The sequence below is a fragment of the Lysinibacillus sp. NPDC094177 genome (assembly GCF_050279145.1).
GTDB lineage: Bacteria > Bacillota > Bacilli > Bacillales_A > Planococcaceae > Lysinibacillus.
The window spans coordinates 151,210-171,116 of record NZ_JBNNTW010000005.1 but is presented as its reverse complement, the minus strand read 5'-3'; the positions used below and the strand labels follow the sequence as shown (position 1 = coordinate 171,116).

General features: G+C 34.8%; 20 protein-coding genes, 1 pseudogene and 1 riboswitch. Of the genes and pseudogenes, 10 read left to right on the top strand and 11 right to left on the bottom strand.

What is annotated here, in order from left to right; translation table 11 throughout:
- Window positions 1-57 precede the first annotated feature (57 nt).
- Window positions 58-321 carry a YhdT family protein gene (locus tag ACQKNC_RS10640; protein ID WP_132360692.1) on the top strand — a complete coding sequence of 88 codons (264 nt, stop codon included), beginning with the start codon at window positions 58-60 and terminating at the stop codon, window positions 319-321.
- Window positions 321-1,766, top strand: coding sequence for a sodium/pantothenate symporter (gene panF / locus ACQKNC_RS10635; protein ID WP_427424816.1), 1,446 nt, complete (start codon window positions 321-323; stop codon window positions 1,764-1,766). Before ACQKNC_RS10640 ends, panF begins: the two co-directional genes overlap by 1 nt.
- Window positions 1,767-2,015: 249 nt before the next feature.
- Here panF and ACQKNC_RS10630 read toward each other — a convergent pair whose 3' ends face one another.
- A complete protein-coding gene (locus ACQKNC_RS10630; protein ID WP_427424815.1) occupies window positions 2,016-2,798 on the bottom strand; it encodes a TSUP family transporter in 783 nt (260 codons plus the stop codon).
- 126 nt (window positions 2,799-2,924) lie between these two features.
- Here ACQKNC_RS10630 and ACQKNC_RS10625 point away from each other — a divergent pair, with 126 nt between their 5' ends.
- A complete protein-coding gene (locus ACQKNC_RS10625) occupies window positions 2,925-3,707 on the top strand; it encodes a TrmB family transcriptional regulator (protein WP_427424814.1) in 783 nt (260 codons plus the stop codon).
- Between the two features lie 85 nt (window positions 3,708-3,792).
- On the opposite strand, the gene ACQKNC_RS10620 is transcribed toward ACQKNC_RS10625, so the two are convergent.
- The gene (locus tag ACQKNC_RS10620) at window positions 3,793-4,164 is read right to left on the bottom strand and encodes a nucleotide excision repair endonuclease (RefSeq protein WP_427424813.1); all 372 of its coding nucleotides are present in this window, start codon (window positions 4,162-4,164) and stop codon (window positions 3,793-3,795) included.
- Between the two features lie 351 nt (window positions 4,165-4,515).
- Here ACQKNC_RS10620 and ACQKNC_RS10615 point away from each other — a divergent pair, with 351 nt between their 5' ends.
- From ACQKNC_RS10615 to metA, 7 genes are all read left to right on the top strand, one after another.
- Entirely contained in the window at window positions 4,516-5,208 is a 693-nt protein-coding gene (locus tag ACQKNC_RS10615; protein ID WP_427424812.1) for a tyrosine-type recombinase/integrase, read from the top strand.
- A complete protein-coding gene (locus ACQKNC_RS10610; protein ID WP_427424811.1) occupies window positions 5,193-5,426 on the top strand; it encodes a tyrosine-type recombinase/integrase in 234 nt (77 codons plus the stop codon). Before ACQKNC_RS10615 ends, ACQKNC_RS10610 begins: the two co-directional genes overlap by 16 nt.
- Before the next feature lie 664 nt (window positions 5,427-6,090).
- Window positions 6,091-6,771, top strand: coding sequence for a peptidase G2 autoproteolytic cleavage domain-containing protein (locus ACQKNC_RS10605; protein WP_427424810.1), 681 nt, complete (start codon window positions 6,091-6,093; stop codon window positions 6,769-6,771).
- A 182-nt stretch (window positions 6,772-6,953) separates the two neighbouring features.
- Window positions 6,954-7,202 carry a hypothetical protein gene (locus ACQKNC_RS10600; protein WP_427424809.1) on the top strand — a complete coding sequence of 83 codons (249 nt, stop codon included), beginning with the start codon at window positions 6,954-6,956 and terminating at the stop codon, window positions 7,200-7,202.
- Window positions 7,203-7,254: 52 nt separating this feature from the next.
- The gene (locus tag ACQKNC_RS10595; RefSeq protein ID WP_427424808.1) at window positions 7,255-7,557 is read left to right on the top strand and encodes a hypothetical protein; all 303 of its coding nucleotides are present in this window, start codon (window positions 7,255-7,257) and stop codon (window positions 7,555-7,557) included.
- Between the two features lie 223 nt (window positions 7,558-7,780).
- Window positions 7,781-8,266, top strand: coding sequence for a hypothetical protein (locus tag ACQKNC_RS10590; protein ID WP_427424807.1), 486 nt, complete (start codon window positions 7,781-7,783; stop codon window positions 8,264-8,266).
- A gap of 268 nt (window positions 8,267-8,534) precedes the next feature.
- Window positions 8,535-8,645, top strand: a riboswitch (SAM riboswitch).
- A 157-nt stretch (window positions 8,646-8,802) separates the two neighbouring features.
- Window positions 8,803-9,738: a homoserine O-acetyltransferase MetA gene (gene metA, locus ACQKNC_RS10585; protein WP_427424806.1), complete on the top strand. Its 936-nt coding sequence runs from the start codon at window positions 8,803-8,805 to the stop codon at window positions 9,736-9,738.
- Between the two features lie 66 nt (window positions 9,739-9,804).
- Here metA and ACQKNC_RS10580 read toward each other — a convergent pair whose 3' ends face one another.
- The 9 genes and pseudogenes from ACQKNC_RS10580 to ACQKNC_RS10540 all read right to left on the bottom strand — a co-directional run bounded on the left by ACQKNC_RS10580 (window position 9,805) and on the right by ACQKNC_RS10540 (window position 19,897).
- Window positions 9,805-11,586, bottom strand: a complete 1,782-nt coding sequence (locus ACQKNC_RS10580; protein WP_427424805.1) for an endospore germination permease — start codon at window positions 11,584-11,586, stop codon at window positions 9,805-9,807.
- 227 nt (window positions 11,587-11,813) lie between these two features.
- A complete protein-coding gene (locus tag ACQKNC_RS10575; protein WP_427424804.1) occupies window positions 11,814-13,706 on the bottom strand; it encodes an endospore germination permease in 1,893 nt (630 codons plus the stop codon).
- A 196-nt stretch (window positions 13,707-13,902) separates the two neighbouring features.
- A pseudogene (locus tag ACQKNC_RS10570) lies at window positions 13,903-14,333 on the bottom strand (spore germination protein); the annotation flags it as partial.
- 206 nt (window positions 14,334-14,539) lie between these two features.
- A complete protein-coding gene (locus ACQKNC_RS10565) occupies window positions 14,540-14,698 on the bottom strand; it encodes a hypothetical protein (protein ID WP_427424803.1) in 159 nt (52 codons plus the stop codon).
- Window positions 14,699-14,899: 201 nt separating this feature from the next.
- On the bottom strand, window positions 14,900-16,453 hold the full coding sequence (locus tag ACQKNC_RS10560) for a GerAB/ArcD/ProY family transporter (RefSeq protein ID WP_427424802.1): 1,554 nt from the start codon (window positions 16,451-16,453) through the stop codon (window positions 14,900-14,902).
- A 38-nt stretch (window positions 16,454-16,491) separates the two neighbouring features.
- Window positions 16,492-16,725: a hypothetical protein gene (locus tag ACQKNC_RS10555; protein ID WP_427424801.1), complete on the bottom strand. Its 234-nt coding sequence runs from the start codon at window positions 16,723-16,725 to the stop codon at window positions 16,492-16,494.
- Window positions 16,726-16,728: 3 nt separating this feature from the next.
- The gene (locus ACQKNC_RS10550) at window positions 16,729-17,928 is read right to left on the bottom strand and encodes a Ger(x)C family spore germination protein (RefSeq protein ID WP_427424800.1); all 1,200 of its coding nucleotides are present in this window, start codon (window positions 17,926-17,928) and stop codon (window positions 16,729-16,731) included.
- Between the two features lie 14 nt (window positions 17,929-17,942).
- On the bottom strand, window positions 17,943-19,478 hold the full coding sequence (locus ACQKNC_RS10545) for a spore germination protein (RefSeq protein WP_427424799.1): 1,536 nt from the start codon (window positions 19,476-19,478) through the stop codon (window positions 17,943-17,945).
- A 128-nt stretch (window positions 19,479-19,606) separates the two neighbouring features.
- Window positions 19,607-19,897, bottom strand: a complete 291-nt coding sequence (locus ACQKNC_RS10540) for a HesB/YadR/YfhF family protein (RefSeq protein ID WP_427424798.1) — start codon at window positions 19,895-19,897, stop codon at window positions 19,607-19,609.
- Window positions 19,898-19,907: the final 10 nt, after the last annotated feature.

The following is a 19,907-nucleotide window of genomic DNA, read 5'->3' as shown; positions in this document are numbered from 1 at the left end:
AAGGTTCCCATAATACGAACATATCAGTAAAATAGAGTAGGTTAGGGGGACTATATTTTGAAAGATCAACGTTTTAAAATTGCGCATCGAGAAGCGCTTATCGGTATCGGGCTTGTTATCGTTAACTTTGCGATTTGGTTCGGCTTTGCCTATGGACTAGGCTCAGGTGATCCAACAAGCTATACGTATGTATTCGGTTTCCCTGCATGGTTTTTCTATAGCTGTATTGCAGGGACAGGCTTTATGATTATTTTAATATGGGTCGTCATGAAGCTCTTTTTCAAAGAGGTACCATTTGACGATGAGGAGGTGGATCAATAATGCACTGGCAAGTTATTTTTCCACTGCTATTATTTTTAGTCATCATCTTTGGTATTGGTGTCTGGTCAAATAAGCATATACGCTCTTCCAATTCATTTTTACAGGAATACTTCCTCGGTGGTCGTGAAATGGGAGGCTTCATCCTTGCGATGACAATGATTGCTACGTACGGTAGTGCAAGTAGCTTTATTGGTGGTCCAGGTGTTGCTTACACGAAAGGGCTTGGCTGGGTGTTACTGGCAATGGCTCAGCTTCCAGCAGGTTATTTTGTTTTAATGATTTTAGGGAAGAAATTTGCTATTATCGCAAGACGTTATCAAGCCATCACGTTAATTGACTTTTTACGAGAACGCTATAAAAGTCATGCCATTGTCATCCTATCAGCCATTAGTATCATTGTCTTTTTATTTTCTGCAATGATGGCACAATGGGTAGGTGGTGCACGATTAATAGAATCATTAACTGGCTTAAACTACACAACCGCACTCTTTATTTTTGCGATTTCCGTCTTAGTGTACGTTATTATTGGGGGCTTCCGTGCTGTTGCATTGACAGATACGGTGCAAGGGTCGATTATGGTCATTGGAACAATTATTTTATTAATTGGGACAATCATCGCTGGTGGAGGAATCGATAATATTATGGCCTCACTAGTCGCTGAGAATCCGAATCTTGTGTCTCCATTCGGAGCAGAAGGTGAATTAACGCCATTATACGTTTCTACATTTTGGATTTTGATAGGTGTTGGGGTTGTGGGACTTCCACAAATCGCAGTTCGTGCCATGAGTTATAAAGATTCAAGAAGCATGCATTTAGCCATTATCATTGGCACTATTGCCATCGGGACAATTATGTTTGGGATGCATCTAATTGGTGTTTTTGCACGGCCAGTGATCCCAGGTATTGAGATTGGTGATAAAGTCATGCCGTTGCTGACATTAAAGGTTTTGCCGCCATTTTTAGCTGGTATTGTCTTAGCAGCACCAATGGCAGCAACGATGTCTACAGTTAATGCACTACTTATGCTTGTAAGCTCCACTGTAGTGAAAGATATTTACTTAAATTATATAAAACCAACAGCTAATGATACGGAAATTAAGCGTGCAAGCTTTATTGTTACAACTGTGATTGGTTTAGTCGTTATCATTTTTGCACTAAATCCACCCGATTTATTAGTATGGCTTAATTTATTTGCATTTGGTGGACTTGAGGCAGTCTTTATTTGGACCGTCGTATTAGGACTTTATTGGAAAAAGGCCAACAAATATGGTGCGATTGCGTCAATGATTTCAGGTATGACCTTATATATTATCATTGATCGTTTTTATCCTTCTGTCTTTGGCATGCATACCGTGACAATTCCGATTGCCGCTTCATTGTTGATATTTGTTATTGTTAGTTTATTAACAAGTCATAAATTTAAAGATGAAAAGTTATTTATTTAACTAAGAAAACTCTATTGTAGACAATTAGAGTGACGGATAGAACCAACTTGAAGTGACGGATAGAAGCACTGAAACGACGGAAAGAACCCTCGAAGCGACGGATAGAACGTCCAAAGTCGTGGAAAGAACCTCTGAAATGATGGAAAGATTCATCAAAGTCGTGGATAGCCCCTCCGAAGCGACAGATTGCCCCTCCGAATTAAAGGAATAGTAAGCCAAAGTTTGTCGAAAAGCTAAAACGCCGTAGAGCTAGATATCTACGGCGTTTTTTATGTAATCATATGCATTTTTAGTTAACAATGTAATCGTTACAATAATAAACAATATTCGAACAAAGCCGCTACCTTTTTTAATTGCCATACGTGAGCCGACAAGTGCACCGGCAATTTGAGCTATACCCATTAGTAAACCATATACATAATGAATCTGACCTAAGTAAGTGAACATTAAAAGACCAGCAAAATTACTTGCTAAATTTAAAAATTTGGCATTTCCTGCTGCCTTTAAAAAATCGAAGCCGATTAATAAAAAGCTAAAAATTAAAAATGAGCCGGTTCCTGGACCAAGAAATCCGTCATAAAACCCGATGCTAAATAACAACAGCATGAATAAAACTAAGTGTGTAAACTTTAAATTTTTGACTGTAGCTACTGAACCCCAGTCTTTTTTTAAGATTGTATAGACTGCAACAGCTGCAAGCATTATGAGCATAAGTGGTTTTAGTAATTCAGGATTGATTAAATGCACTGTCCATGCACCAAAGAGTGATCCCACAAAGGCTAGGGGAAGGTACTTGATAACCGAACGAATTTCTAGCTGACCGGAACGATAAAAGGAAATGGTTGATGTCAAAGAACCCATGGTACCAGCAAGCTTGTTGGTAGCTACAGCTGCAGCTGGATTTAAACCTGCAAACATTAAAGCAGGTAAGGCAATTAAGCCACCGCCACCGACAACCGCATCCACAAACGCAGCTAAAAAACCAAAAGAAATTAATAATATTACTACATTTAAATCTACTTCAAATAGCATGTTTGCACCTCTTTGGATAGTTACTACTGAAATAGTAACTAATTTTTACGTAGCTGTAAAGACTAATTTTTTTCATTGGCTTATCTTCATTGCCTTAACTTATAATAGAGGAAATGGAGGGATTCGATGGATTTATTAATCGCCCAATTAAAAGAACTAGGATTCACAGAATATGAAGCAAAGGCTTATACTGCGCTTGTACAAAATAGTCATGTAAGTGCCTATCAAGTAAGTAAAAACTCCGGTATCCCACGTGCAAGAATATATGACATACTAGATGTACTTGTTGAAAAAGGGTTAGTACTAAAAGAAGAAACTACAGATCAAACGACTTACTCTTCCATTCCTGTCGCTGTGTTGTTACAACAAATTCAGCAACGCTGGCAATCGAATTTCACGTCGATTAGTGATCAATTAGAAAAATTAGAGGTAAAAGAGCAGGAAGCGGAGCATAAGGTGCTAATGCTTAAAGGAAAGCAGGCAATCGTCAATTACTGTCAGTCGTTATTAAAAAAAGCGGAGAAAAAAGTCATATTATCGATGTGGGAAGATATGTACGATGAATTGCGAGAAGATCTACATGAGGTTGCGCAAAATATACCGGTTCATGGCATTACATTATATGTAGAAGAAAATATTGCATCCATTGACCAGCATCGCATTACACAATATACTAGGAAAACTTCAACACCACATTGGTTTATCCTGTCTGTAGATGGTCAAGAGATGATTTATGGTCACTCACCGTCAAATCAAGAAATGTCTTTTATTACAAATGATCCAGTTCATATCTATTTATTAGAGGATTATATATGGCATGACGTGCTTGTTAATCGACTATTAAAGCGTGATGATAAAGCGCTTGAGGAATGGATTACTAAAGAACGTAAAGCCTTTTTCATAGAGTAAAAATATAAAAAAGAATCAGCTTGCCATCATGTACATTACAGACGGCGAGCTGATTCTTATTTTTTGTTAACCAATAACTTTCATATTAATAAAAAACTTTATCAACATTGTATTTAGAGCGGAATGAATTGATCGCGTACGTTTCGTAAATTTCACGTTCCATTGGATCTTCTACTTCATACACTTCAATTTTGAAAATTTCATCACGATGATTTTTCACCGGTGACACATTGTCCTCAAAATGCTTTTTAATACGTTGACGAATTTTACGCGCTTTACCGACAAATAATAGTTCATTCTCTTCATTGTAGAATAAGAAAATGCCGCCTTTTTCACGTGTGATTTTATGGAAATCAATAAAACCAAAGTACGGTGTGATTGGCACATCACCTGGTTTTAAATCTTGCTCGCGTTGGCGAATAACTAAATCTGGTTTTGGAAATTCAATTTTAATCAAACTATTCACGTTCCTCTCTGTTACTAAAGGTATATGTTAACATAATTACAGCTTGTTTACCATAAAATATGTAGACATAACTTTAACATTAGTGTTAAACAAATTACATAATGACATGCATGATTAATAACAAAATATTCTATGTATTATTGATATTCTTAATTGTTCATGTTACAATTCTATTTAATTAAATAATCTTATCATGAGAAGTTGAGGGATTTGTTTTAGAAACCCAGTCGTACCAAGGGTTTGAAGCACATGATAAGATGTTGAGTAGTTTACAGTTTATTTGTTACCAATAATACACTTCTTATTGTCTATTAATTTAGATGAGGAGAGGTGTATTTTTTTATGCTGTTAAAGTTTGCTTATGATGATTTTATTGCTGACAGAAAATTCAACAATACGACTCAAGCAAATATCAATAGTTACAAATACATGATTAAGCCGTTCATTGAGTATTGCATTGATGAGGGCGCAATCAATGTGGAAGATGTAAATCGCAATCACTTAAAAAACTATCTTGTGATGTGTCAACAACAAAACAAAAAGCCTAACACGATAAATACGATTATTTTACGTGCTAAAGCCTTTTTTAACTATTTAGTTGATGAGGGTATCGTAAAGGAAAACATTGCAAAGAAGATTAAAGTTCAAAAAGTGGATATTAAAATTGATACGTTTACAGACAATCAAATTAATCAAATGTTAGCGTTTTATCGTGTACAGAGGAAACGGCATCAATCTTATAGTAGTTATCGTAATCTTTTGATCGTATTGGTACTGCTAGGGACAGGCATTCGTAGGAAGGAACTGATAATTTTGAAATGGGATGATGTAGATTTTAAAAATCAAACGTTACAAGTACACGGAAAGAGTAGGAAATGTAAAACGGTATTCTTAACGGATAAATTAACAAAAGAGATATTAGCATTTAGAGCGTTTTCAAGAAGCAGTTGTAAAACTGAATGTGAGATGTCTTTATTACTAATAAAAATGAACCTTTTACAATCAATACAATTGATTATGTGTTTAGAGAGCTGAAGCAAAAGATGAACTTTAAAGATGTGCGAGTTAGTCCCCATACGTTTAGGCACACTTTCTGCAGAAATCTTGTCCAATCAAATGTAAACAGTTTTACGATAATGAAGTTAATGCGACATGAAAATATTGTTACAACTCAACGTTATGTAAATTTGTGGGGAAGTCACTTAAAACAAGAAAATGATAAGTACAATCCATTAAACAATTTCGATTTTTAAGCAATAAAAAAGAGAGTTAGCTATTTGCGGTAGCTGACTCTCAACATTCAATTACGGCTGTGACACGCTCTATTTATTAGGTACTAACGCACATGCTGAGGGCAGTGGCACTACAGCAAAAGGTAATGCATCACACGCAGAAGGAGCAGGTACGCTTGCTGAATCGAACAACTCCCATGCAGAAGGTCAAAGTACTAAAGCTATCGGATCAGTAGCTCATGCAGAAGGATTAAGAACAGAAGCAAACGGTAATTACTCACATGCAGAAGGTGTTGACACTAGAGCAAATGGGTCATCATCTCATGCAGAAGGTAATACTACGCAAGCTATAGGTCAAGCATCACATGCAGAAGGTAACATATCTGTTGCAAATGGCAACTACTCACATGTAGAGGGTCAAGCCACAAAGACTATTGGTGAAGCTTCTCATGCAGAAGGATATACTACTGTAGCAGAAGGTCACTATTCCCATGCAGAAGGTCAAAATAGTAAGGCATCAGGGAATTCAGCTCATGCAGAAGGTTATTTTACGGAAGCAACTGGTAACTATTCACATGCAGAGGGTACTAGAACAAAGGCTATTGGTGAATATTCTCATTCCAGTGGTGATTCTACTACTGCAGATGTTATGTCATCTACAGCTATTGGTAGGTATAACAAAGTTATGACAGGTTCACCAAACTTAATAAATGCTGCAGATGATGCTTTTGTTATTGGTAATGGTACAAGCCCAACTAGTAGAAGTAATGCTTTTCGTGTAAAGTTTAATGGTGCTGCTTATGGGTTATCTGCATTTAACTCAACAGGTGCGGACTATGCAGAATACTTTGAATGGAAAGATGGTAACCCACGTAACCATGATAGAGTAGGGTACGTTGTAACTCTTGATAAGGGCGGAATACGTAAAGCCACAGCAAAAGATAACTATTTTCTAGGCATTGTCTCTGCTAATCCTTCAATCATTGGTAACTCGCATCAAGATGAATGGGCAGGTAAGTATATCACTGATGAGTGGGGACGTATTAAATATGACTGGGTTAAATTAGAAATACCTGCAGTAGATGATGAAGATAGTGCAACAATGGAAATAAAAGACTGTTATGTACCGTTAATCAATCCTAACTATAATCCTGATGAAACGTATAAACCACGTGAAGAACGTCCTGAGTGGTCACCAGTTGGTATAACAGGACAATTGTTAGTACGTGACGATGGTACACTATTCTCTAACAACTTCGCTAAAGTAGGCAAATTAGATGGTGAGTTAACTTTATCAGAAGAGCCTACAAATATGCGTGTTATGGAACGTGTTGCTAGTAATATAGTAAGAGTATTTATTAAATAATCGTTCCATATTGAAACAAGTACATTGTAACCTCGAGTGTAGGGGTATTTGACTTACAGTGGTGTAAAGTTTTTAGCTGGAGATTATGATCCACCTACAAAATCTAATTATATTTTATTTTCGTGAAACTTTTATTCTCTCAAAGCGTATGTAAAGGTAATTTTATTTTAGGAGGAAAAGAAATGTTTACTGAAAATATGACATATTGGGATATGAATAGAATTTTGCTGGATATAGAACATGAACGAAATTTAAAAGTAGTTGATCTAGTAGAAAAACATGAGTTGAGTAAACAAGATATTGAGTTATTTTTAGATGCATATCTTAATGAGTTTAAATTAGACGAAGGAGATTTAAACAATATAAATAAAGTTGCTCCAGATATTTTTGATCTTTCTTCAATTTTACAACATATGAGGACTAATGAGTGATAGTTCCATATTGTTAAATCCGAAACTGAAAAGTAAAGGGGGTGATTATAGAATGAATATAAATGCTCGATATCCTGACATCAGAAAAACAATTAACTATGTATTGTTGATAGTCCTAGTTGTTGCATTACTTGTTTTTATTATTTCCTTTCGGAACTTAGGGGGTTCTGTTTTTGAATGGGTTCCAATGGTGACAAAGTCATTATCTAACGGAAATACAACTGTAGGTTATCCATATACAGTAAATACAGAGGTAGTTAATTCTAATTGGTGGCATCAGTCACTAATCGGAAGTTTATGTGTAATGCTTTTTTCAATGGGGAGTTTGTGGATACTTAATAAAAATAAATTTTAATAGTGTAATGGTTCCATATTGTTCAGTAAGCGCTACTCACATCGGGTAGCGTATTTTTATTAAAAAAGTAGTGTTCAAACGAATCACTATAAAATAAAGACAATCAAGAGTGACAACTTGAACAAATCACTAGAAAATTTATCCCAGTAAAAGCTTCCATAAATTATAACTTTCTGTATAATAAAAATGTGTATAATTACCTATGAAAAGGAGATTTTAATTTATGTGGGGTTGGCAACTTATTCCAAACGGACTAGGCGGGTTTAATTTAATTCGTGGTGGTTCAGCATTTATTGGTGGTATTTTGGGTGTGGGCGCTGTTGTTCTTGTTTTGGGGGCTTTGATATCGCACTTTTTAGATTCCATTTACAAAGACTATGGTGGTGTAATTTGCATTGTATTCATAGCTACTTCTATTTTATATTTTATTCAACAGCTAATTCAAAAATCCAACGAAGCAACCAAGTTATCTTACTTTCTTAACTTTATAGTTGCTCCAATCTTTGTTATTTATTTGATTGCTGCTCTCTTATATATGATTCCTGACCAAGCCGAATACGACTTCGGTTTTATTGGAAACATTTTATTATTACTAGTTATTGTGGGGTCCCCAGTCATAGCTTATTTTGGAGGGACGATTATCACCTACATCATTACGATTATTGCAAGGGCTATTCCTATAAAGTTTAACAGTAATTCTAATGCTTAAAGCAAATAAAAGATTTTAAAAATAGACACTTAAAAAGTGTCTAGAGAGGGCTACTTGCCTTCTTTTTTATTTGTAAATGCTATACACTTCTTTTTTTCAGAAGTATGAGTTACAATGAAAATTACATAGACTTAATAAGAAGCGTAAAGATAAATAACTAAACTGTAATTCCTCTTAAAACATAATGACATGCATGATTAATAACGAAATATTCTATGTATTATTGATATTCTTAATTGTTCATGTTACAATTCTATTTAATTAAATAATCTTATCATGAGAAGTTGAGGGATTTGGCCCGATGACGCTTCAGCAACCTCTAACAAAAGTTAGAAAGGTGCTAATTCCAGCAAAGGATTTGTCCTTTGAGAGATAAGAGTGAACGTGGAAAAATCCTTCTCATTCTATCTCATATGGAATGAGGGGGATTTTTTAATTTTATCGTTTGATATTTGAGCTTTGCGCAGGGCCCGTGCATTGATCTTAAGGCACTAATTGATTCTAACAGAGAAAAATTATTGAGAGGGGAATGCAAGATGCCAATTAATATTCCGAAAAACTTACCAGCTGGAGAACATTTACGTGAGGAAAAAATCTTCGTAATGGAAGAGGATAGAGCAAAAACCCAACAAATTCGTCCGTTAAATATATTAATTTTAAATTTGATGCCTGAAAAAGAAAAAACAGAGCTACAATTACTTCGTTTATTAGGTAACACACCGTTACAAGTTAATATTACGTTTTTAAATACAGCTACGCATGAATCGAAAAATGTCAGTAAATCACATTTACAGTTATTTTACACGACCTTCAATCAAATCCGTCATCGCCGCTATGATGGCATGATTATTACAGGTGCACCAGTTGAAAAAATGGCGTTCGAAGATGTGAACTACTGGCAGGAAATTTCAGAAATAATGGATTGGTCTAAGCAAAACGTAACATCGGTTCTACATATATGTTGGGGTGCACAGGCAGCATTATACCATCATTACGGCATTGGGAAAATTGAGCTTTCTGCTAAATGCTCAGGTGTATATTCTCATGTTATTACGGATTTAACAGTGGATTTAGTACGTGGCTTTAGTGATTTATTTACAGCCCCACATTCACGTTACACATCTGTATCAATCGACGAAGTACGCAACCACCCTGATTTACGATTACTATCTTATTCAGAAGATGCTGGTGTTTTCATTGTGCAATCTAAGGACAATAAAAACATTATGATTACCGGCCATCTTGAATACGATGCGACAACTTTAGCAGATGAATATAGTCGTGACGTTGCGAAAGGATTAGATATTGAAGTACCAGTGAATTACTTCCCACATGATAATCCAGCAAATGAACCGATTAATTCGTGGCGTGCCCATACACATTTATTATTCTCGAATTGGTTGAACTACTATGTATACCAAGAAACACCATACGAATGGGATTTCGTTGATGAGATTGAATATCATATTTAACACTGTAGCAATTAAAAAAATGATGACCTTGATATTTCAGGGTCATCATTTTTAACATTATGCTGTTTAATTTTCAGATGAATTTTTATTTCTATCACTGCTTGGAGTATTACCAGTATCGCTATAATTCTGTGTTGTATTGCTGCTACTATCACTTTGCGGAAGATTTTCGATATTGTTACTACTTGCAATTTGAGTAGTGTTTCCAGCATTGTTATTACTATTATTCTGCATAGAATTTTCGTCATTGCTGCTATTTTCATTTTGAGCACAATTATCGTAATTACTAGTACTTTCATTTTGAGTGGCACTTCCGGCATTGCTACTACTTTCATTTTGAGCACAATTATCGGTATTACTATTACTTTTTTGTGTAGTATTCCCGTCATTGTTGCTACTATCACTTTGAGTAGAATTATCGTTATTACTAGTACTTTCATTTTGAGTGGCACTTCCGGCATTGCTACTATTTTCATTTTGAGCACAATTATCAGTATTACTATTACTTTTTTGTGTAGCATTCCCGGGATTGCTATTACTATCACTTTGAGTAGAATTATCGTTATTACTAGTACTTTCATTTTGAGTGGCACTTCCGGCATTACTGCTATTAGCACTCTGTGTAGAATCACCGTTATTATTTTCACTTTGTGTAGCATTTCCGGCATTGCTACTGTTATCACTCTGCGAAGAATTCCCGTTATTACTTCCATTTTCATTCTGTGTACTACAATTACTTTGTGTGTTATTTCCTTGATTACCGTTAATTTTGCGAATTTTCGCGACGAGTAGTAAAACTAATGGTAATAAAATCGCGAAAATAAAGGAAAAAATAGGCCAGGTTTCTCTATTGTAAATATCTGAATGAATGATACTAGGATGAACAATTTGTGAAAGTCCAAGGATAATCATTCCAAATGGGAAAATAAGGGGTCGATGATTGTTAATTTTACATATTTGTGCGATGCCGATGACCCCAGCGTAAAAAAACATAAAGGTTTTAATATAAATTGATATTATCCACATTGCTGCCATAATAACTTCAATACGCTGCAAAAAATTCCCGATTGAAATTCTTTGAGCTAATGAATAGCTGGGAAATGTCCTAGAAGCAGTATTTGCCGGACCTAGGACAAGGATTGCCAGTGTAATGATAGCAATTAAGACAATCCCTCCAAGAATTGTGCCAATGTAAAAACCTTTTTGTGCTGATTCATGGATGTTAACATTAGAAGGAAAAATCATTAATAATATGACAAGTGGGAATGAAAAAATACTTATTAATCGAATAATACTAAAGAATAAAGATTTTACTGGTGCTTCCATTATTGGCTGTAGATTTTCAATATGGACGGATGGTGAGATACAAACTACAAATAAAATAAAAATTAAAATAAACATTGCGAATAGTATTTCTGCAGAACGGGCAAAAACTTCAATCCCTAGAAATGCTGCATAAATAATGATAATACTGAATAGAAAAGCAAAGGCCATCATAGGTGTTTCTGGCATAATTGCTGTTTTCATGAAAATGCCAATGAAATATAATAATTCACCAGCAGAAATAAAGGATAGAATAATAAAGCCAATCGAAGTTATTTTTCCAAAAAAGCGACCTAATATCTTTTCATTAGCCTCTACAAATGTAAGGGTAGGTGTCCGTTTTCCTAGAGTAACGAAAAGCTTTATTAAGAGTAAACTTATAACGACACTAATAATCGCTGCAATCCAGGCATCTTGTTTTGCTTCACTTGTTACACTAGCAGGGCTAATTAAAATAGCTGTCCCAATTGAAGAGAGAAGGGTAATGATCATAAATTGTCTTGAGCTAATTATTTCTTTCTCCAAATGAACACTACCCCTTTTTCTTAAAAGTTCCTTATTATTTTGTCAGGGAGACAATTAAGTCTTTAATAGTTGAAAAAATAAATGTAAGCAAGTCTAGAGGGATCGGAATGTTGATTCTTATAATCCAACGCCGCTCAATAAAAAAGTCCAAAAAATAACAATCGTTTTCGTTTCTTTATTATTAAAAATTTTAGAATCATTCGTTTGATTTTTTTTTCGCTATGCTGTTAACTTTCTGGAGAATCTTTATTTTTATCACTGTTTGGAATATTGCCGGTATCGCTATCATTCTGTGAAGTATTTTCACTATAACTGTTACCTTCACTTTGTGTGGTATTTTCGCTATTGCTACTACTTGCACTCTGTGAGGTATTTTCGTTATTGTTATTACTTGCACTTTGTGAGGCATTTTCGCTATTATTGCTGTTTGTATTCTGTGAAGCATTTTCGCTATTACTGCTACTTGCATTCTGTGAAATATTTTCGTTATTACTGCTACTTGCATTCTGTGAAATATTTGCGTTATTACTACTACTTGCACACTGTGAAGTATTTTCGTCATTATTGCTGTTTGTATTCTGTGAAGCATTTTCGCTATTATTGCTGCTAGCATTCTGTGAAGCATTTTCGTTATTGTTTCTGCTTGGACTTTGTGAAGCAATTTCGTTATTACTGCTACTTGCATTCTGAGAAGCATTTTCGTTATTACTATTACTTACATTCTGTGAAGCAATTTCGTTATTACTGCTGCTTGCATTTTGTGTAGAATTTTCGTTATTGTTATTACTTGCACATTGTGAGGTATTTTCGCTATTATTGCTGCTGGCATTCTGTAAAGCATTTTCATTATTACCATTACTTGCACTTTGTGAAGCATTTTCGTTATTACCATTACTTGCATTCTGAGAAGCATTTTCGCTATTACTGTTACTTGCACTTTGTGAAGCATTTTCACTATTACTGCTGTTTGCATTCTGTGAAGAATTATCGTTATTACTATTACTTGCATTCTGTGAAGCATTTCCTTGACTCCCATTGATTTTGCGAATCTTCGCGACAAGTAATAAAACTAATGGTAATAAAATCATGAAAACGAAGGAATACATAGGCCAAGTTTCTCTATTGTAAATATCTGAATGAATGATATTAGGATGAACAATTTGTGAAAGTCCAAGGCTAATCATGCCGAGTGGAAAAATGAGCGGTCGATGATTTTTAATTTTGAATACTTGTCCGATACCGATAACCGCAGCATAAAAATACATAAAAGTTCTAATATAAATTGATATAATCCACATGGCTGCCATTATAACTTCAATACGCTGCAAAAAATTCCCGATTGAAATTCTTTGAGCTAATGAATAGCTTGGAAATGTCCTAGAAGCAGTATTTGCCGGACCTAGGACAAGGATACACAGTGTAATGATTGTAATTAAGACAATCCCTCCAAAAATTGTGCCAATATAAAAACCCTTTTGCGCAGATTTTTGGACGTTAACTGCGGAAGGGAAAATCGTTAATAATACGGCAAGCGGGAATGAAAAAAGACTTATAAATCGAATCATACCAAAGAATAATGATTTTTTTGATGTTTCCATTATTGGCTGTAAATTTTCAATATGGATGGATGGTGAAATACAAGCTACAAAGAAAATAAAAATTAAAATAAATATTGGACATAGTATTTCTGCAGAACGGGCAAAAATTTCAATTCCTAGATATGCAGCATAAATAATGATAATACTGAACAGAAAAGCAAAGGCCATCGTAGGTGTTTCAGGCATAATTGATGTTTTCATGAAAATTCCAATGATGTATAATAATTCACCAGAAGAAAGTAAGCAGATAATAATAAAGCCAATCGCAGTTAATTTTCCGAAAAAACGACCTAATATCTTTTCATTAGCCTCTACAAAAGTAAGGGTAGATGTTCTTTTTCCAAAAGCAACGAAAAGCTTTATTACGGGCAAACTTAAGACGACACCAATGATCGCTGCAATCCATGCATCTTGCTTTGCTTCGCTTGTTAAACTTGCTGGGATAATTAAAATGGTTGTACCAATTGAAAAGAGGAAGGTAATGATCATAAATTGTCTTGAACTAATTATTTCTTTTTCCATATGAACGATACCCCTTCTTTCTAGACATAAAGTTCCATATTATTTTGTCAGGGAGACAATTAAATCTTTAATTGGTGAAAAAATAAAGGTAATCAAGTCTAGAGGGCTCGGAATTTTGATTCTTATAATGCAACGCCGATCAATAAAAAAATTGAAAAAATAAAAATCGTTTTCTTTTCTTTGTAAAATTTTGGAATCATTCGTATGATTCTTTTTTTTGAATTAAATATTTATAACCCCTGACAGTATTTTTTAACTGATTAATCGTAGTCGAGTTAATAAAGCTCTACGAGGGAACAACACTAGTGAGTCTTTTTGATCCTTAGAATTAATGGGCCGAATGGAATTATATATGGAACATCAAAAGTTAGTAAGCTGCATAAGTGTAGAACGATGATCATAAGGCCAAACATTAAAACAAACAATCCAAGTATTGAAGCTAAAATCATACTCTACGGCAGCTTGACCGATTACTAATGTTCCAACGATGGATACGGCTAGTCCAATGGTTCTTGGCATTCGAAGACCTGCTTCCTTCAACACCTAAAAGGCTAACTCCATGTTGGGAGCCTCAACTATGGCAGGGAAGGGGACTCCTTCTCGTTGAAATGCAACACTTATTAGCAGTGCCGGTACAACTAGGACAAACATCTAAAAAAATGACCGTATCGCCATTCAAAAATTAACATCGCCGACTGTTAAACAATAATCTCTTAAATAGCGAATAATCTTATCTGTTTCTGTCTCATGACTTGCCTCAATATCAAGCATTAGTTTATTAATCACAGATTCAGAAATGCTTATTTTTTCGGTTAAGCCATCTACATAGATGCTCACGAAAGCATATATTTCAGCTTTTCCAACGACAATTCTTGTATGAAAAGGTCATTGCTATTCCCGAGTGTGTTTTTAATTATCTTCAAATTTTGAGATTGAGAAATATACAGTTGGTCGTTGTTTTGGGAGGTATCAGCAATTTTAGAAATAGACATGTTCATTCCTCCTCAAGATTGACATAACTATAGAATGTACAACTTTGAGAGAAGATAAACCAAGGTTGGAATGGATCTCAGATAAATTCTTCCGGACGCAATTATGCCGAGGAATAATTGATTAATTTTCAATAGCAAATGTAAAGAAAAAATGATGACCATGAATGATCAGGGTCATTATTTTTTTATGCCACTATGCTGTTAACTTTCTGGAGAATCTTTATTTTTATCACTGTTTGGAGTATTGCCGGTATCGCTATTATTCTGTGTAGTATTGCTTGAAGCGTTATCACTCTTGCTGGGTGAAGAATTATCGCTATTGCTGCTACTATCACTTTGAATAGAATTAACGTTATTACCGCTACTTTCACCTTGTGCAGCATTTACGGCAATGTTGCTACTTTCATTTTGAGTAGAATTGTCTTCGTAATTGCTATTACTTTCATTTTCTATATTAATACTGCTAGTGCTACTGCTATCACTTTGAGTAGAATTAACGTTATTACTGCTACTTTCACTTTGTGTAGCATTTCCACCATTGCAACTACTATTACTCTGTGAAGAATTCCCGTTATTATTGCTACCGGCACCTTGTGTAGCATTTCCGTTATTACTACCACTTTCATTCTGTGTACTACAATTACTATTTGTATTATTTCCTTGATTACCGTTAATTTTGCGAATCTTCGCGACAAGTAGTAAAACTAATGGTAATAAAACCCCGAAAATGAATGAAAAAATTGGCCATATATCTTTATCGTATATATTCAAATGAATGATACTAGGATGAACAATTTGTGAAAGTCCAAGGATAATCATTCCAAATGGAAAAATAAGGGGTCGATGATTGCTAATTTTACATATTTGTGCGGTGCCTATGACCCCGGCGTAAAAATACATAAAAGTTTTTATATAAATTGATATTATCCACATAGTTGCCATAATTACTTCAATACGCTGCAAAAAATTCCCGATTGAAATTCTTTGAGCTAATGAGTAGCTGGGAAATGTCCTAGAAGCTGTATTTGCCGGACCTAGGACAAGGATACACAGTGTAATGATTGTAATTAAGACAATCCCTCCAAAAATTGTGCCAATGTAAAAAGCTTTTTGTGCTGATTGATGGACATTAATAATAGAAGGGAAAATCATTAATAGTATGACGAGCGGGAATGAAAAAATACTCATAAATCGAATAATACTAAAGAATAATGATTTTGCTGGAGCTTCCATTATTGGCTGTAAATTTTCTATTTGGACGGATGGTGAAATACAAACTACAAAAAAAATAAAAATTAAAATAAACATAGGTAATAGTATTTCTGCAGAACGGGCAAAAACTTCAATTCCTAGAAACGCTGCATAAATAATGATAGTACTGAATAGAAAATCAAAGGCCATCGTTGGTGTTTCTGGCATAACTTCTGTTTTCATGAAAATGCCAATCATAAATAATAATTCACTTGCAGAAAGAAAGGATAGAAAAATAAAGCCAATCGAAGTAAATTTTCCGAAAAAACGACCTAATATCTTTTCATTAGCCTCTACAAATGTAAGGGTAGATGTCCGATTTCCTAAAGTAACGAGAAGCTTTACTAAGGCTAAATTTAAAACGACACTAATGGTCGCTGCAATCCAGGCATCTTGTTTTGCTACACTTGTTATACTAGCAGGGATAATTAAAATGGCTGTCCCAACTGAAAAGAGAAAGGTAATGATCATAAATTGTCTTGAACTAATTATTTCTTTTTCCATATGAACGATCTCCCTTTCTCTTAACATGAAGTTCCTTATTATTTTGTCAGGGAGACGATTAAATCTTTAATAGGTGAAAAAATAAAGGTAATCCAATCAAGTGGACTTGGAATATTGATCCTTAATGAGACGCCAATATTTAATGCAGCGCCGATTAATAAAAAAATCGAAAAAATAACGATCGTTTTCGTTTCTTTATTTTTTATTAATTTTGGAATGAAGGCAAAGGCTATAACAGTAGAAATGATTAGTATGAATATCGTCATAATCATGGCTTATTCTCCCTTCGACTTATTCACTAATGAGTTTTCCATCGTTCCTACTCCTTGTGTGTTGACATGTACTTTAACTTTCACTGGTATCTCTTGAAATATTGTTAGCCAGTCTTTTTTAATTTTTTTCCACTCTTTAGGGTTTGTGCGATGAAGTTCTTCACCAAAACCAAAAATATCGACCCGGTAATTGTGCTGAACTGAACGGATTGTTTCCTCGATTCGTTTTTTAATAAGTTCTTCTGTTTTTTTATTTATGGAGTGAATTGATTTTTCTTTCGTAAGGTCTATATTACATAGAACTTCTCCAACATTTTGATTAACATCTATAGAAACATTGATTTTGGGAGCTCCATTTTCAAATTTACCTTTTATTTTCGTCTTTGAGTGCGTAATCTCTGTTGCTAACGTACCTCCCTTAGGACAAGCAAGAATTTCAATGGTACTGTCTATTTTGTCCCTTAAAAAACCTAGGCTTCTACTCTCATCTTCCGTTAAAAGCCCAATGAGTTTACCCTCTTTAAAAACAGCTAAGCCCGCATACTTCAATAGCACAGGAGATTTCGATCTTTTAACATTCGTTTGCTCTTTGCCAATATTTTTATCCCCCTGTACTTCAATAGCAGACATGACTACACTTGTATCTTTAGTATTTAAAGTATTGATTAAATCATCAATTTTAATGGATTGGGTAGTACCCCAAGTTTTTTCTGACGTTTTAAGAGAATTTAGTATTTTATTAGCTGGTACTTTTTCGATAGGTGTTAATACATTTAAAACTTCATCGGCAGTTGCGTCTTGAGCAACTATGACATCAAAATCATTTCTGAATTCATGATCTCTTGAAATCAAATCTAATGATTCGTTAATTCCTTCTTTTGCTAATTCGTCACCAAGCACAACTATTTGAAGATGAGAAAAATAAAGTTTTCGAGCTGTTACTGTTGTCATTTTTCTAATGGCCTCAAAGACCGTTGCCCCTGTTGAATGATAGGTAATAATGGGTGATCGTCCTGAAGAAGGCTGTTTTGAGGAAATTTCACCAGGAACCACAACTTGAACAGTTATTTTAAATTCATTATCTACTTTATCTATTCCTAATGCTGCGACAATCGCTAATTCATTGAGTTCACGCTTACTCCAGCAACCACCTAAAAGCAAAGTAACAATCATTAGTAAACAGATTGTTTTAAATTTTGACATAGTTCATTCCTCGTTTAATTCCTTTTTTTCGTATCAAAATATTTATGACCCCTGACAGTATTTTTTTGACTAATTAAGCGTGGTCGAGTCAATAAAGCTCTACGCGGGAACAAGAATAGTGCGTCTTTTTGATCTTTTAGAATTAATGGGCCGAATGGACTTAAATATGGAACACCGAAAGTTCGTATGCTGCACATGTGTAGGACGATGATCATAAGGCCTAACATTACACCAAACAATCCAACAATTGCTGCTAAAATCATTAATGGAAAACGAAGAGCGCGAACGGTATTTGATAAGCCATAAGCGGGGAATAAAAAGCTACAAATGGCTGTTAATGCTACAATAATAACCATTACGGCTGATACAATTCCAGCTTCTACGGCAGCTTGACCAATCACTAATGTTCCAACAATGGATACCGCTGGTCCAATCGTTCTAGGCATTCGAAGACCCGCTTCTCGTAACACCTCGAATGCAACCTCCATAATGAGAGCCTCTACAACAGCGGGGAAGGGGACTCCTTCTCGTTGAGATGCAATACTTATCAGCATAGCGGTTGGTAGCATTTCTTGATGGAAGGTGGTGATAGCTACATATAGCGATGGTGCCACCAAAGCTAGGCTAATTCCGAAAAACCTCAGTATGCGTACAAGAGAACTAATCATCCAATGCTGATAATAATCTTCAGCAGATTGTAAAAAGGATGTAAAGAGAGCCGGTACAACTAGGACAAATGGTGAACCGTCCACTAGAATTGCAATTTTTCCGTCTAATATTTCACCAGCAATAACATCAGGTCGTTCAGAATTATAAACAGTAGGGAATATCGAGTATTTTGAATCTTGAATAAAATCTTCAATGTAACCACCTTCCAAAATACCATCAATATTAATACGATCTAATCGAGCAAGAACCTCTGCTACTATTTTGTCGTTTGCAATGTCATTTAAGTACATAACAGCAACATCCGTTTTTGTTACTTCACCGACAATACGGGACTTGATCCAGAGATTCGGACTTTTAATTTTTCGGCGGATAAGGGCAGTGTTTGTTCGTAATGTCTCCGTAAATGATTCCCTTGGACCTCTAATGACCGACTCTGTTGATGGCTCCATAACGGCTCTATCTTTTGCACCTTTTGTGTTTGTCACGATACCGGTTGAAGATTCATCTAATAAAATGACCGTATCACCATTCAAAATAGAGTTGTACAGTACTGAAAAGTTGAAAATATCATTAACATCGCCGGCTGTTAAACAAGAATCTCTTAAATATCGAATAATCTTTTCTGTATCTGTATCTTGATTTGCATCAATATCAAGCATTAGTTTATCAATCACAGTATCTGATATGGTTACTTTATCGGATAAGCCATCTATATAGATAATCGCTAACGCATATTTTTCAGCTTTTCCAATGGTAATTTCTCGTATGATAAGGTCATTACTATTCCCAAGAGTGTTTTTAAGTATCTTCAAATTTTGAGAAAGTGAACTATACAGTTGGTCATTGTTTTGGGAGGTATCAGTAATTTTAGAAATAGACATTTTTCTTTCCTCCTCAAGATATGCATAATTATAGAATGTACAATTTTGAGAGAAGATAAACTAAGATTGAAATTGTATTCATATAAAAAAGCAGTGTTCCCTTCGTATAAACGAAAGGAAACACTGCTTTATTTTTTATACTCGTATATTAATTCGTCATTTGTAGCATCCACATCTACATATAAATTGTGATCATTGAAAAACCATAAATCTTTTTCATCAATATAGTAGGTAACATCGTCAATAACTGTCTTTACACCAATGTTGATAGGTTCTTCACGTGTCATACCAAGAGAAAAGCCTTCGTGAAAAGGACTGGAACCACCATATCTAGCATAAAAACGAATAGTATATCCGGATTCTACTTCCATCTCTTGTTTAAACCATTGTAGGGCTTCATCTGTTAGTGTGATATTCACTGGAATGCTC

Coding starts and splice junctions, on each gene's coding strand:
- ACQKNC_RS10615 (WP_427424812.1), top strand. CDS start 4,516: ATGCTGTTAAAGTTTGCTTATGATGATTTTATTGCTGACAGAAAATTC.
- metA (WP_427424806.1), top strand. CDS start 8,803: ATGCCAATTAATATTCCGAAAAACTTACCAGCTGGAGAACATTTACGT.
- ACQKNC_RS10555 (WP_427424801.1), bottom strand. CDS start 16,725: ATGATTATGACGATATTCATACTAATCATTTCTACTGTTATAGCCTTT.
- ACQKNC_RS10625 (WP_427424814.1), top strand. CDS start 2,925: ATGGATTTATTAATCGCCCAATTAAAAGAACTAGGATTCACAGAATAT.
- ACQKNC_RS10595 (WP_427424808.1), top strand. CDS start 7,255: ATGAATATAAATGCTCGATATCCTGACATCAGAAAAACAATTAACTAT.
- ACQKNC_RS10565 (WP_427424803.1), bottom strand. CDS start 14,698: ATGTCTATTTCTAAAATTGCTGATACCTCCCAAAACAACGACCAACTG.
- ACQKNC_RS10575 (WP_427424804.1), bottom strand. CDS start 13,706: ATGGAAAAAGAAATAATTAGTTCAAGACAATTTATGATCATTACCTTC.
- ACQKNC_RS10590 (WP_427424807.1), top strand. CDS start 7,781: ATGTGGGGTTGGCAACTTATTCCAAACGGACTAGGCGGGTTTAATTTA.
- panF (WP_427424816.1), top strand. CDS start 321: ATGCACTGGCAAGTTATTTTTCCACTGCTATTATTTTTAGTCATCATC.
- ACQKNC_RS10560 (WP_427424802.1), bottom strand. CDS start 16,453: ATGGAAAAAGAAATAATTAGTTCAAGACAATTTATGATCATTACCTTT.
- ACQKNC_RS10605 (WP_427424810.1), top strand. CDS start 6,091: ATGACAGGTTCACCAAACTTAATAAATGCTGCAGATGATGCTTTTGTT.
- ACQKNC_RS10600 (WP_427424809.1), top strand. CDS start 6,954: ATGTTTACTGAAAATATGACATATTGGGATATGAATAGAATTTTGCTG.
- ACQKNC_RS10630 (WP_427424815.1), bottom strand. CDS start 2,798: ATGCTATTTGAAGTAGATTTAAATGTAGTAATATTATTAATTTCTTTT.
- ACQKNC_RS10550 (WP_427424800.1), bottom strand. CDS start 17,928: ATGTCAAAATTTAAAACAATCTGTTTACTAATGATTGTTACTTTGCTT.
- ACQKNC_RS10545 (WP_427424799.1), bottom strand. CDS start 19,478: ATGTCTATTTCTAAAATTACTGATACCTCCCAAAACAATGACCAACTG.